The sequence below is a fragment of the Nonomuraea phyllanthi genome, from assembly GCF_006334985.2.
Lineage (GTDB): Bacteria > Actinomycetota > Actinomycetes > Streptosporangiales > Streptosporangiaceae > Nonomuraea > Nonomuraea phyllanthi.
The window spans coordinates 66,609-78,986 of record NZ_VDLX02000010.1 but is presented as its reverse complement, the minus strand read 5'-3'; the positions used below and the strand labels follow the sequence as shown (position 1 = coordinate 78,986).

At 70.4% G+C, this 12,378-nt stretch carries 12 protein-coding genes; 3 read left to right on the top strand and 9 right to left on the bottom strand.

Translation table 11 applies throughout. The annotated features are described in order from the left end of the window. Positions 1-6: 6 nt before the first annotated feature. On the top strand, positions 7-1,125 hold the full coding sequence (locus FH608_RS26070; protein ID WP_139633240.1) for an NAD(P)/FAD-dependent oxidoreductase: 1,119 nt from the start codon (positions 7-9) through the stop codon (positions 1,123-1,125). Between the two features lie 45 nt (positions 1,126-1,170). Here FH608_RS26070 and FH608_RS26065 read toward each other — a convergent pair whose 3' ends face one another. Further along, complete coding sequence (locus FH608_RS26065) at positions 1,171-2,307, bottom strand: L,D-transpeptidase (RefSeq protein WP_226899904.1); 1,137 nt, start codon at positions 2,305-2,307, stop codon at positions 1,171-1,173. Between the two features lie 641 nt (positions 2,308-2,948). On the opposite strand from FH608_RS26065, the gene FH608_RS26060 reads away from it, so the two are divergent. Continuing rightward, complete coding sequence (locus FH608_RS26060) at positions 2,949-3,197, top strand: hypothetical protein (protein WP_139633238.1); 249 nt, start codon at positions 2,949-2,951, stop codon at positions 3,195-3,197. A gap of 502 nt (positions 3,198-3,699) precedes the next feature. On the opposite strand, the gene FH608_RS26055 is transcribed toward FH608_RS26060, so the two are convergent. The 7 genes from FH608_RS26055 to FH608_RS26025 form a co-directional block, all read right to left on the bottom strand. Beyond that, on the bottom strand, positions 3,700-4,365 hold the full coding sequence (locus FH608_RS26055) for a DUF3159 domain-containing protein (RefSeq protein ID WP_226899903.1): 666 nt from the start codon (positions 4,363-4,365) through the stop codon (positions 3,700-3,702). A 3-nt stretch (positions 4,366-4,368) separates the two neighbouring features. Continuing rightward, positions 4,369-4,575, bottom strand: coding sequence for an OB-fold nucleic acid binding domain-containing protein (locus FH608_RS54735; RefSeq protein WP_226899902.1), 207 nt, complete (start codon positions 4,573-4,575; stop codon positions 4,369-4,371). A gap of 219 nt (positions 4,576-4,794) precedes the next feature. Continuing rightward, positions 4,795-5,430 carry a DUF3710 domain-containing protein gene (locus FH608_RS26045; protein ID WP_226899901.1) on the bottom strand — a complete coding sequence of 212 codons (636 nt, stop codon included), beginning with the start codon at positions 5,428-5,430 and terminating at the stop codon, positions 4,795-4,797. A gap of 46 nt (positions 5,431-5,476) precedes the next feature. Next, positions 5,477-5,917 carry a dUTP diphosphatase gene (dut, locus tag FH608_RS26040; protein ID WP_139633236.1) on the bottom strand — a complete coding sequence of 147 codons (441 nt, stop codon included), beginning with the start codon at positions 5,915-5,917 and terminating at the stop codon, positions 5,477-5,479. After that, on the bottom strand, positions 5,914-6,468 hold the full coding sequence (locus FH608_RS26035) for a PaaI family thioesterase (protein ID WP_139633235.1): 555 nt from the start codon (positions 6,466-6,468) through the stop codon (positions 5,914-5,916). The genes dut and FH608_RS26035 overlap by 4 nt, the downstream gene beginning before the upstream one ends. Positions 6,469-6,479: 11 nt before the next feature. After that, positions 6,480-7,835 (bottom strand): AI-2E family transporter, encoded by a 1,356-nt coding sequence (locus FH608_RS26030; protein WP_226899900.1) that lies wholly within the window; start codon positions 7,833-7,835, stop codon positions 6,480-6,482. A gap of 64 nt (positions 7,836-7,899) precedes the next feature. Further along, entirely contained in the window at positions 7,900-9,129 is a 1,230-nt protein-coding gene (locus FH608_RS26025; RefSeq protein WP_139633234.1) for an MFS transporter, read from the bottom strand. Between the two features lie 56 nt (positions 9,130-9,185). On the opposite strand from FH608_RS26025, the gene FH608_RS26020 reads away from it, so the two are divergent. Next, positions 9,186-9,704 carry an ArsR/SmtB family transcription factor gene (locus FH608_RS26020; RefSeq protein WP_139633233.1) on the top strand — a complete coding sequence of 173 codons (519 nt, stop codon included), beginning with the start codon at positions 9,186-9,188 and terminating at the stop codon, positions 9,702-9,704. A gap of 92 nt (positions 9,705-9,796) precedes the next feature. Here FH608_RS26020 and valS read toward each other — a convergent pair whose 3' ends face one another. Further along, positions 9,797-12,304, bottom strand: a complete 2,508-nt coding sequence (gene valS / locus FH608_RS26015) for a valine--tRNA ligase (RefSeq protein WP_394367703.1) — start codon at positions 12,302-12,304, stop codon at positions 9,797-9,799. Positions 12,305-12,378: the final 74 nt, after the last annotated feature.

Below are 12,378 nucleotides of genomic sequence, written 5' to 3'. Positions count from 1 at the left end.
GACACCGTGTCCCAGCACCGCGTCATCGTCATCGGCAGCGGCATCGCCGGAGCCGGCGCCGCCTTCGCCCTGGCCCGCCGCGGCGCCGCCGTGACGATCGTCGACTCCGCGCGCGTGGGACAGGCGACGGCGGCCAGCGCCGGCATCATCTCGCCCTGGGCCTCCACCGTCGAAGGCCCCTTCTACGACCTGTACGCCGCGGGCGCCGCCTACTACCCCGAGCTGATCGAGCTGCTCGGGGAGGCCGGCATCACCAGGACCGACTACCGCCGCACCGGCGCGCTCCTGGTGAGCACCGACGAGACCAGGCTGGGCGAGGCCCTGTCCCGCGTCGAGACCCGGGCCCGCACGGCCGGCCCCATCGTCGGATCCGTGGAGCGGATCGGCAACGCCGAGGTGCGCGAGCTGTTCCCGGTCCTGTCCCCGGAGCTCGAAGGCGTCTTCGTCTCCGGCGGCGGCCGGGTGGACGGCCGCACCCTGCGGGACGCCCTCCTCGCCGCCGCCCACCACCACGGCGCGGTGACGCTCGCCGCCGAGGCCCGCCTCCGCGGCCGGCTGACGGGCGGCGACGCCGCTGCGGTCGTGGTCGAGGCCGACGGCGAGACACTGGAGGCGGACGAGGTGGTGGTGGCCGCCGGCGCGTGGGCCAACCATGTCCTCGAACCGCTGGGCCTGCGCCTCCCCGTCGAACCGCAGCGCGGCCAGATCACGCACCTGCGCCTGGAGGGCGTCGACACCAGCCGCTGGCCCTCCGTCCATCCCCTGTCACACCACTACATGGTGGCGTTCGACGACTCGCGCGTGGCGGTCGGCGCGACCCGCGAGACCGGCAGCGGCTTCGACCCCCGCGTCACCGCCCGCGGCCAGTGGGAGGTCCTCTCGGACGCCCTCCGCATCGCCCCCGGCCTCGCCGACGCCACCCTCATCGAGACCCGCGTCGGCCTGCGCCCCCTCCCGGAGGGCAACCTGCCGGTCGTGGGCCGCATGCCCACGGTCAGCGGACTCAGCGTCATCGCCGGCTTCGGCGCCGCCGGCCTGACCATGGCCCCCTTCACCGGCAACGCCCTGGCCCGCATCCTTCTGGAATCCGGCCAGGCCCCGGAGCTGGCCCCCTTCGCCCCCTGACTCCTGATGTGGCGTGGCCGGTTCCCGCGGCGACGGGGACGGCGATCAGGCGTTGATCGACTGGCCCAGGGCGCTGCCCGCCAGCCAGTCCTCCCACGACTTGGCCCACGGCGTCGGCCCGTTGCCGAACTCGAGCTTGCGCGACGTCCCCGTGACCTTGATGATGTCCCCCCGCTGCGTGAAGTTGTAGAACCAGCGGGCGTTGGCCATATTGGCGTTCACGCAGCCGTGGCTGACGTTCCGCCTGCCCTGGTCGGAGACCGACCAGGGGGCGGCGTGGAAGAACATGCCGCTGTAGGTCATCCTGACGTTCCACTTGGTGTGAGCGTAGTACTCGCCCGGCCTGCCGACGGTGGCCGAGTCCATGAGGACGTCCGCGGCCTTCTCCTGGGCGATCATGGTGCCGGAGTAGCTCTCGTCGCCCTTCTTCCCCAGGCTGACCGGGATGGTCCTGACGACGTCGCCGTTCTTCCGCACGACCGCCCGATGGGTCGAGTTGCGGATCTTGGTGATGTGCTCGGGGCCGACGGTGAAGGACACGGCGCGGTCCTTGGCGCCCCACAGGTTCCGTCCGGCCCGGACGCCGGCCAGGTGGGCGACCACCGTGACCCGCTCGCCGGTCGGCCAGTACTCGCGTGGCCTGAACTGGACCTCCCGGTCGCTCACCCAGCTCCAGGCGCCCTCGACCGGCTTGGACATCCGGACCTCCAGCGACCGCTCGACCGCGGCCCGGTCCTCACGCTCGGCCAGCGGCCGCGACAGGAGGAGCTGGATCGGCATCCCGACGCCGACCTTCTCGCCGTTCAGGGGCGACATGCCGGTGTCCAGCACCCGCTTCGGCTTCAGCGTGGTGAACTCCGACCGCGCCGTGACCTGCTCGCCGTCCGTGCCGGTGGCCCGCACGCTCACCGTGTACGCCGTCGACGGCTTCAACGGCCACCTCGGCCGCCACGTCCCGCCCGCGTCCGCGCTCCCCATGACCTCGCGCCCCTTGGCGTCGGCGACGGTCAGCCGGGTGACCCTGCCGTCGGTGACCTTGACGCTGATCCCGGTGTCCGGGGCGACCTTCTTCGAGCCGTCGGCGGGCGTGATCGACAGCTTGGCCGCCGGGCCCCGGTCCCGCTGCCCCTCGGGCGGCGCGTTGGAGCCGCCCGAGAAACAGCCCGCGGTCAGAAGCAGCATCACCGCGAACGTGCTGACCAGTAGGGTCCCGCCATTCCGCATCGCCGACGCCTCCCATGCCCGATAAATAGGCGTATTTCAGCCTGGATAGCCCAATAATGATACGGAGAGCATATTGCCCATTGCCGTCAGCAATCATGCGGAGTTACCTAGATCAATGGTGAATTGATGTGAGATCTACCCTGAGCGACCGCGTGCCACCGAGGCGCCGGAGCCGGCTACGCCCGCGTTGACCGGGGATGCTCGCGCCACTGACCCGGCCCTCACCTGAGGACATCGGGCGACGATGTCTCAAACATCAAAATCATGGTCGTATAACACCCTTTAGGTTTTTGCTAGTTGTTTGTGCATAAAGAGGTAACTGCGAATATCTGATACGGGTATGTCTGCTTCCGTCCAAGAGCCTGCTGCATCTGAATGCCCGCCGAATCGGCGGGTGCCAATTGTCAGGCCTATCCATCCAATGAACGGAAACAGAGCACGTGAATACCGAAAGTCGGCGGTCACGGACCTCTCGCCATGGGCGGTTCGCGGCACTAGCTCTTACCGGCGCGGTCGCCGGTGTCATGTTCCTTCCACTCGTCCAGGGGGTAGCCGGAGCAAGCACGGGCTTCCCCGCCGTCCAGGCCGGCGGGCCGCCGATGCCGGCACCCAAGGTGGTGCAGCAGGCCGCGCCGGCGCCGCGCGTCATCGTCAAGCGTGAGCGGATCCGCGTGCATCGGCCGCGTCCCCGCAGGCACCACGAGACCACTGACGTCAACGTTCACAACCGCAACGTCAACCTCAACCTCCACCGTCGTCACAGGAACAACTTCGATGTTGAGAGGTTCAACGAGGACGAGTTCCAGAAGAAGTTCCATGAGCCGTTCGGTGACATCCTTTCGGACTGACACCATGCCGGCCCGCGGGCCGAGGCAGGCGGACACCGAGGAGGCGGTCGAACGGATGCCGGCCACCTGCTGACGGGTTCCGCACGCGGAACGCCCCGCCCCTCCCGGCTTCTCTTCGAGTGGCTGTCGCGACGCCCCGGCTGAGGGGACGCGATGGACTTCGGGATCCGGGAGGGCCGGGAACGCGGTCGGGCCGCGTGGCGCTTACGACGACGGCGTAAGGGACGGCGTAAGCGACGCGTTCCGACCGGCAGGAACATGGGGGCGCCACCGATCACATCGGTGGCGCCCCCAGACGTGTGTGGCCTCCATGTGAACCAGACCGAGCGGGCTCACAGCGTTGGTTGCGCGCGGGCCTTCGACTCGACCACGAAGCAGCCCCACGATGCGCACGTTACGGCGGCCGGCCACCATCCGGTCAGCGGGCGTTCCCCTGGAGGCCGCCCGCCACGTGCGGCGGCCGGCGCCTACCCTGGCTCTGCCGTGACGAGAAGGAAGAAGGTCAGGCGGCGGCGGGCTTGATGGGGGTGCGGCCGCGGCCGAGCACCCAGAGCATGGCGGCGAGGGCGGCGACCTGAAGGGGCCAGCCCATGGCGATCTTGGCGAAGCCCAGGGCGGCGACCGCTTCGTCCCCGCCCCCGAACAGGTAGACCGGCCCCTGCACGGCCACCCGGACCGCGCACGGCAGCATGAGCAGCCAGGTCAGCCGCATGCACAGCTTCACGATGCCATGGTCCTTGTGCCAGGCGGTCGGGTCGCCCGTGACCGAGCCGATCAGGAAGCCCACTACCGGCCAGCGCGTGACGATCGACAGCAGCATCGCCACCATGTAGCCGGCGTTCCACAGGATGCCGGGCAGGAAGTAGTCTTTCGCGTCGCCGCTGCGGCTGGCGAAGAAGGCGCCGATCGCGATGCCGATCAGGCTGTTGATCACGAACTGCGGCGTGGACCGCTGCACGATCCTGACCAGCAGCAGCACGACCGACAGCGAGATGCTGACGATCAGCGAGATCTTCAGGTCCTCGGTGGTGATCCAGCTGAGCGTGAACGCGATCGTCGGGATCGCCGCCTCGATGATGCCGCGCACCCCGCCGAACGCCTTGGCGAGCTGGGCTCGCACCGCCGCCTCAACGGTGTCGTGGGCGACCTCTTCCGCCTCAGCACTCACGTGTCAACTCCCTGGGCGCAGCTCGTAACGCGGATTGAACATCACCTTGCGCCCGTCCTGCACGCTGACGAGGCCCTCGGCCTTGACCGTGCGGCCCGGCTCGATGCCCGCGATCTTGCGGCGGCCGAGCCAGACCAGGTCGATCACGTCGGACCCGTCGTAGAGCTCGGCCTCCAGCGCGGGGGCTCCGCCCCTCGGACGCAGTGTCACTGTACGTAGCGTACCGGCTACGCAGAAGCGGCGGCGGCCGCCACACGAGACGATGGGGGTCGCGCCGATCTCATCGGCGTCTTCCCTCAGCTCCTGGGCCTCGATTTCGGACTGGGGTGAAGCCAGCCGACTGAAGAACCCGCGCAATCCCCCACGTTTCGGAGGCTCTGCCGTACTCATGATGAATCAGCCTATGTGATGTCGGCGCGATGTCAGCCCTCAGCGAATCTCGCTTATTTCCGGCCCTCGCTTGAACGGGTTGAAGCCGGGCCGCTCGTCCGCGCCCTCGCCCGTCTGCTCGTTGGGCCGGCGCAGCGGAATCGGCTCCTCGCGGGCCATCGGCTCGTCGCCGCGGACCACCACGACGTCCTTGACGAAGTCGATGTACGCGGCCGCGACGGTCTCGTCGAGCGCGGCCTTGCCGGAGATCACCGCGAGCAGGAACCAGCGGGGCCCGTCGATGCCGATGTAGCGGGCGGGGCGGGTGGTGCTGTCGACCCTCATCTCGCCGGTCAGCTCGCAGCCGAACGGGCCTTCCCGCTCCTCCAGGTGGCCGGCCTGCCCGACGATCTTGGCCTTGACCTCGTCCCACAGGCCCGAGCTGCGCGGCGCGGCCAGGGCCTGCAACTGCAGCGAGCTCTCCTCGTAGAGGACGACGACCCCGACGTGCTGGTCGCCGACGGAGGCCAGCCGTACGTCGAAGTCGGGGTTGTGCGGCAGCCGCAGGCCGCCGAGGTCGATCCTGTCGCTCTCCGGGTGGGGCTCGTCGGCGTCCCACGGGCCGGACTCTCGCATGGGCGCGGCAGACTCCTGCTCGGCCTGCTCCGGCTGCTCACGACGACGACGTCGGAACACGTTCCTCACTCTCCTCGCTCGGGGGGCCGCCGGGGCGGCCCATTGATCATCGTCCTGTCGATCCGAATCCGTTGCCGCCGCGCACCGAGCCCGGCAGCCGCTCGACCTCGTAGAAGGCCGCGCGCTCGACCCGCTGGACCACGAGCTGGGCCACGCGGTCACCCCGCCGCAGCCGGAACGGCTCCTTGGCGTCGGTGTTGATCAGCGTCACCTTGATCTCCCCGCGGTATCCGGCGTCGACCGTGCCGGGCGCGTTGACCAGCGTGACGCCGTGCCGGGCCGCCAGGCCCGAACGCGGGTGCACGAACGCGGCGTAGCCGTCGGGCAGGGCGATCGCCACCCCCGTCGGGACCACGGCCCGCTCTCCGGGCAGCAACTCGACGTCCTCGGCCGCGTAGAGGTCGGCGCCCGCGTCTCCGGGGTGGGCGTAGGACGGCATCGGCAGCTCGGCGTCGAGCCGCTGGATGAGGACCTCGACCTTGCTCAAGGATTCACCTCGTAGTCCTGGAGTTCGGTGGCGATGGCGGACAGATCGCCGTGCTTGGCGAAGTGTCCCATGCCGACCTCGATGAACAGCGCCGCCGCGCGGACGGCGACCGGTCCGTCGGGTGCGCCGATGCGCCCCTCAGCCTCAAGGTACGCCTGCCTGCCGGTGATGCCGTTGCACCAGGCACGCAGGTGGAGTGTCGTGCCCACGGGAACGGGGAGAACGTAGTCGGTCTCCAGCCGTCCCGTCACATAGGGTTTACGGAACAGGTAGACGGACATTCCGATGACCTCATCCATCGCGGCGGCCAGCACGCCGCCGTGCGCCAGCATGGGCGAGCCCTGGTGCGCCTCCCCCACCGTGAACTCGGCCTCGACGGTGGCGCCGTCAGGGGTCACGGCCTTGAGGTGCAGGCCGGTCGGCTGGTCGGTGCCGCAGCCGAAGCAGCGGCCGTAGTGGGAGCCCAGGGCGGTGCCGGGCGGCGGCCCTTCGGGGTGCGCCGCGGGCACGACCGCGCCCGGCGGCGGGGTGGTGAGGGGGGAACGAGTCACGGGTGTCGAGGTTACTCCGTGTCCACCCGCCGGCCGCCCCCGGACTCGACACCGGCTCCGGTCCGGGACCCGCTCTCCGGTCGCGCCCCCGGTCCGTCGTCAGGCCCCGCCTCCGGGCCGACCGTGGGCCTCCTCCTGCGCGACCACGAGATGCGGATGCGGTCGAACGGCCTCCCCCTGTGGATCTCCGGCTCCATGTCGGCGTCGCGTTCCGTGTCACGCGCCTCCTGCCCCTCACCGGGCCCCGAGGGTGAATCGGGCCCGGGGTCATCGCCGGGTGGCGGGAGCTCGGAGTGCTCGGGCGGTGGCAGGGCCGGGGGCTTGTGCCTCAGCTCGGGCAGCGCCCGGTAGATCACCGCGGCCACCGGCACGGCCACCGCGGCCCCCGCGATGCCCGCCAGGATGCCGCCGATGGCGAGCACCAGGATGATCGCCAGCGGGTGGAAGTTCAGCGCCCGCCCGACGATCAGTGGCTGGAGCACGTGGTTCTCCAGCTGCTGCTCGATGATGAGGATGCCGAGGAAGATCAGCGCGTAGACGAGCCCTCTGGCGCCCAGGGTGACGAGGGTGGCGACCGTGCCGGCGAAGAAGATGCCGACGATGGGGATGAAGCTGGCGAAGAAGATCAGCACGGCCAGCGGCGCCCACAGCGGCACCCCCATGCCCGCCAGCACGATGCCCATGATGAGCCCGTGCACGGCGGCCACGGCCACGGTGCCCTGCACGTAGTGGGAGAGCGTGGTCCAGGCGGCCCGCCCGGCCCGGTCGACGCGGGGCGCGACGTTGCCGAACCCCTTCAGGATCCACGCCCAGATCCGGTCGCCGTCCTTGAGCAGGAAGAACGTCACGAACAGCAGCAGCACGAGGGAGGCCAGCACCTCGATGGCGACGGCGCCGGCCGACAGCACGGTGCCGGTGATGGCCGTGCGCTGCTGGTTGACCATGTTGGCGATCTCGTCGACGTAGCCGGTGATCTGCGCCTCCTGGAGGTGCAGCGGGCCGGTGATCAGCCACTCCTGGACCGACCTGGCGGTCTCCTGCACCTGCCTGACCAGGTTGGGGAACTCGTCGCTGGCCCGCGCCCCCACCAGCCAGCCCGTGCCGACGAGCACGGCCAGGGCCACCAGCATGGTGATCCAGGTGGCGTAGATGGGCCGCATGCCGGCCTTGCGCAGGCCGTTGGTCAGCGGGAACAGCAGCGCGGTCAGCAGCAGCGCGATCGCCACGGGCAGCGCCACGAACGTGAGGCGCGCGATGACCATGGCGAAGAAGTAGACGACCACGCCGACGAGGATCAGGCACACGCACCACGCGGCCATCGTGGCCAGCACGGGAGGCACGAGCTTGGTTGGGCGGTCGGGCAGCACGTGTTCCAGACTGGCATGTCCGGGCCCCGGATGCGCGCGGTTAACCGCGCCGCGTCTTACGAGGTCATGATCGGTTCTGTACGAGGGGCAGCTCGCGCATGGTCCGCAGGGGCGAGGTGATCAGCCACAGGCACGGCAGGCAGAACCCCACCGCGGCGACCAGGAGCGTGCCGCGCACGCCGATCGCCGCGCCGAGCGCGCCGCCGATCAGCCCGCCCAGCGGCAGGGTGCCCCAGACGACGAAGCGGATGGTCGCGTTCATTCGGCCGAGCAGCGGCTCGGGCGTGATGGCCTGGCGGAAGCTGAGCTGTGTGACGTTGTAGAACACCACGCAGGCCGCGGTGCAGAACTCGTAGAGCACGAACAGCGCGAGCCGCCAGTCGGCTCCCATCCACGGCATGACGAACGCCAGCGGCGCGGGCAGCGCGACGCCCAGCCACATCATCGGCCCCTGCCCGATCCGCCTGGCGATCCGGGCGTTGACCAGCGCGCCGACGACCCCGCCTACCCCGCCCGCGGCCATGAGCAGCCCGATGGCGCCCGCGTCCAGGCCGAGCTCCCTGGCCAGGAGCAGCAGGCTCATGGGCTGGGCGATCGCGAACGACAGGTTGGCGGTGGCGGTGCAGCCCACGATGCGGCGCAGCAGCGGGTGCCCGAACACGAACCTGACGCCTTCGGCGATCTCCTGGCGCAGGTGGGTCCGGGCGGGCTCCTGGCGCGGCTCGCGCTTGCGGATCATCCCCAGGCACAGCGCCGACCAGGCGAACCCGGCGACGGTGGCGACCAGCGCGAACGGCGCTGTGAGGAACTGGATCAGGTAGCCGCCCAGGCTCGGGCCGCCGACCTGCGCCACCGTGCGCACGACCTCCAGCTTGGAGTTGCCCTCGACGAGCTGCTCGCGCTCGACCAGGTGCGGCAGGTAGCTCTGGTACGCGACGTCGAAGAACACGGTGAAGACGCCCAGCACGAGCGCCACCACGTACAGCTGCTGGACGGTCAGCACGCCCAGCCACCACGCCACCGGCACGGAGGCCAGCGCCAGCGCCCGGGCCACGTCACCGACGATCATCACGACCCGCTTGCGCAGCCGGTCGACGATGGCCCCGGCGGGCAGCCCGATCAGCACGAACGCCAGCGTCTGGCACGCGGCCAGCAGGCCCACCTCGAACTCCGAGGCGTGCAGCGCCGACACGGCCACCAGCGGCAGGGCCAGCAGGAGGAGCTGGGCGCCTGCCTGGCTGGCGGTGTCGGCGAGGAACAGCCGTCGGAAGTCGTGCTCGCGTAAAAGACCCACCGGGCCAGCATGGACGACCGATTGGGAAAAATCAATCGGCTATAGGCTGATCGGCCATGGGCACCAACCGCCGCCCGGCCACCGAGGCAGAAGCCCGCGCGCTGGCCTCGACCGTCCGCCTGCGCATCCTGCGGCTCTGCCTCGACCAGGCGCTCACCAACAAGGAGATCGCCGGGCGGCTCGACGCCAACCCGGCCACCACGCTCCACCACGTGCGCAAGCTCGTCGAGACGGGGTTCCTGTCCGCCGGGCCCAGCCGGCCGGGGCCGCGCGGCTCCACGGAGATCCCCTACCAGGCCACCGGGAAGTCGTGGGAGATGGACGTGCGCGAGAGCGGCGTGACGGGGGGCGGCGCGGCGATGGTGGGCGCGTTCCTGGAGGAGATCAGGCTGGTCGACCTCGACGAGGTGGACGTCACCAGGCTGGGGCTCAGGCTCACCGAGGAGGGGCACGCGGAGCTGACCCGGCGCCTGCAGGAGGTCTTCGACGAGTTCAGCGAGCGGGAGCCGGCTCCGGACGGGCAGGCCTACTCGGTCTTCCTCGCCGTGCACCGCGACGTCACCCGCGACGCCTGAGGCCACCGGCGCCCCGGACGCGGGGGTGAGGTGAAGCGCGGACGCCGGGCGCCCGCCCGAAGGGGGCGGCCCGGCATCCGGCCATCCGGACGTCAGCCCAGGTGGACTTCGGCTTTCAGCTCGTCACCATACTCCAGAACGAACTCCTCCACGTTGCCCGCGGCGCAAAGGTCGTCCTGAGCTTGACGGACAAGCCCGACCTCCGGCACGAGAACGGTCAACCTGGAGACCTCGGCCCGCATCGACAGCTTGGCCTCCGACTTCGCCTTGCGCACCCGGCCGAGCACGTCGGACGCCACGGCGAGCACCGCCGGGTCGCCAGGACCGCGTTCGAGGGCGGGCCACGGGGCCCGGTGCACGGAGCCCTCGCGCCACCACGACCACACCTCTTCGGTGACGAAGGGGAGGAACGGCGCGAACAGCCGCAGCAGCACGTCGAGCGCCTGCCGCAGCGCCGCGTGGGCCGAGGCGGCGGCCGGCCCCGACTCGTACGCCCTGGCCTTGACCAGCTCCAGGTAGTCGTCGCAGAACGCCCAGAAGAAGCGCTCCACGGCCTCCAGCGCCCTGGTGTGGTCGTAGACCTCGAACGCCTCCCCCGCCTCGCGGACCACGTCGGACAGGGCCGCGAGCATGGACAGGTCGAGCGGCTCGGTGATCTCGCCGTCGTCGCCGGCCAGCCCGAGCACGAACTTGGAGGCGTTCAGGATCTTGATGGCCAGCCGCCGCCCGATCTTGAGCTGCCCGGCGTCGAACGCGGTGTCCACGCCGTAGCGGCCGCTGGCCGCCCAGTAGCGCACCGCGTCGGAGCCGTGCTTCTCCAGCAGGTCGAGCGGGGTGACGACGTTGCCCTTGGACTTCGACATCTTCTTGCGGTCGGGGTCGAGGATCCACCCGGAGATCGCGACGTCGCTCCACGGCAGCCCGCCGAACTCGTAGTGCGACCTGACCACGGTCGAGAACAGCCAGGTGCGGATGATCTCGTGGGCCTGCGGCCGCAGGTCGGCGGGGAAGACCCGCCTGAACAGGTCGTCGTCGGTCTCCCACCGGCCCGCGATCTGCGGCGTCAGCGACGAGGTGGCCCAGGTGTCCATCACGTCGGGGTCGGCCATGAACCCGCCGGGCACGCCGCGCTGCTCCTCGGTGTAGCCGGGCGGCGTGTCGGAGGACGGGTCGACCGGCAGCGCGTCCTCCGGCGGCACGATCGGCGCGTCGTGCACGGGCTGCCCCGCCTCTTCGAGCGGATACCACACCGGGAACGGCACGCCGAAGAACCGCTGGCGCGAGATCAGCCAGTCGCTGGTGAGCCCTTCGACCCAGTTGTCGTAGCGCACCCGCATGTGCGGCGGGTGCCAGTCGAGCTCGCGCCCGCGCTCCAGCAGCCGGGCGCGCAGCTCCTGGTCGCGCCCGCCGTTGCGGATGTACCACTGGCGGGTGGTGACGATCTCCAGCGGCTTGTCGCCGCGCTCGTAGAACTTCACCGTGCGGGAGACGGGCCTCGGGTCGTCCTCGAGGTCGCCGGACTCGCGCAGCAGCTCGACGATCCGCTCGCGCGCGCTGTGGACCGTCTTGCCGGCCAGCTCCTTGTACGGCTCCGCCTCCACGCCCTCGGGCGGCTCGGGCAGCAGCCGCCCGTCCCAGCCGATGACCGGCCGGGTCGGCAGGTGCAGCTCCCGCCACCAGGTGACGTCGGTGATGTCGCCGAAGGTGCAGATCATCGCGATGCCGGTGCCCTTGTCGGGCTCGGCCAGCCGGTGGGCCAGCACCGGCACCTCCACCCCGAACAGCGGGGTCAGCACCGACGTGCCGAACAGGGGCTGGTAGCGCTCGTCGTCGGGATGGGCGACCAGCGCCACGCACGCGGGGATCAGCTCCGGCCTGGTCGTCTCGATCCAGACCGGCCCCTTCTCGCCGTAGAAGGAGATCTTGTGGAACGCGCCGGGCCACTCCCGGTCCTCGAGCTCGGCCTGCGCGACGGCGGTGCGGTAGGTCACGTCCCACAGCGTCGGCGCCTCGGCGAGGTAGGCCTCGCCGCGCCGCAGGTTGCGCAGGAACGCCCGCTGCGAGACGGCCCGCGCCTCGTCGCTGATCGTGGTGTAGAGCATCGACCAGTCGACCGACAGGCCGACCCGCCGCCAGACCTCCTCGAACGCCTGCTCGTCGAGGGCGGTCAGCTTGTGGCACAGCTCCACGAAATTGCGCCGCGAGATGGAGATCTCGCGTTTGCCGGGCTTGTCCGGTGGAACGAAGTCGGGGTCGTAGGGCAGCGACGGGTCGCAGCGCACGCCGTAGACGTTCTGCACCCGGCGCTCGGTGGGCAGGCCGTTGTCGTCCCAGCCGATGGGGTAGAACACGGACTTGCCGATCATCCGCTGGTAGCGGGCCATGATGTCGGTGTGGGTGAAGGAGAAGACGTGACCGACGTGCAGGGAGCCGGAGACGGTCGGCGGCGGCGTGTCGATCGAGTAGACCTGCTCGCGCGGCCTGGACCGGTCGAAGCGGTAGGTGCCGTCCTCCTCCCAGCGCGCTACCCATACCTGCTCCAAGCCATCAAGGGTCGGCTTTTCCGGCATGGAGGCATGGCGTAGTCGCTGTTGAGTCATGCCTCCTTATGGTACGGCTTCGCCGGCCTGACAAGCGGTACAGACTAGTGTTCGTTACAAAGGGGAAGGGAGAT

What these genes read in the sequence shown, in the direction of transcription:
- FH608_RS26020 (WP_139633233.1), top strand. Translation starts at nt 9,186, where the DNA reads ATGGGCACCAACCGCCGCCCGGCCACCGAGGCAGAAGCCCGCGCGCTG.
- valS (WP_394367703.1), bottom strand. Translation starts at nt 12,304, where the DNA reads ATGACTCAACAGCGACTACGCCATGCCTCCATGCCGGAAAAGCCGACC.
- FH608_RS26065 (WP_226899904.1), bottom strand. Translation starts at nt 2,307, where the DNA reads ATGCTGCTTCTGACCGCGGGCTGTTTCTCGGGCGGCTCCAACGCGCCG.
- FH608_RS26060 (WP_139633238.1), top strand. Translation starts at nt 2,949, where the DNA reads ATGCCGGCACCCAAGGTGGTGCAGCAGGCCGCGCCGGCGCCGCGCGTC.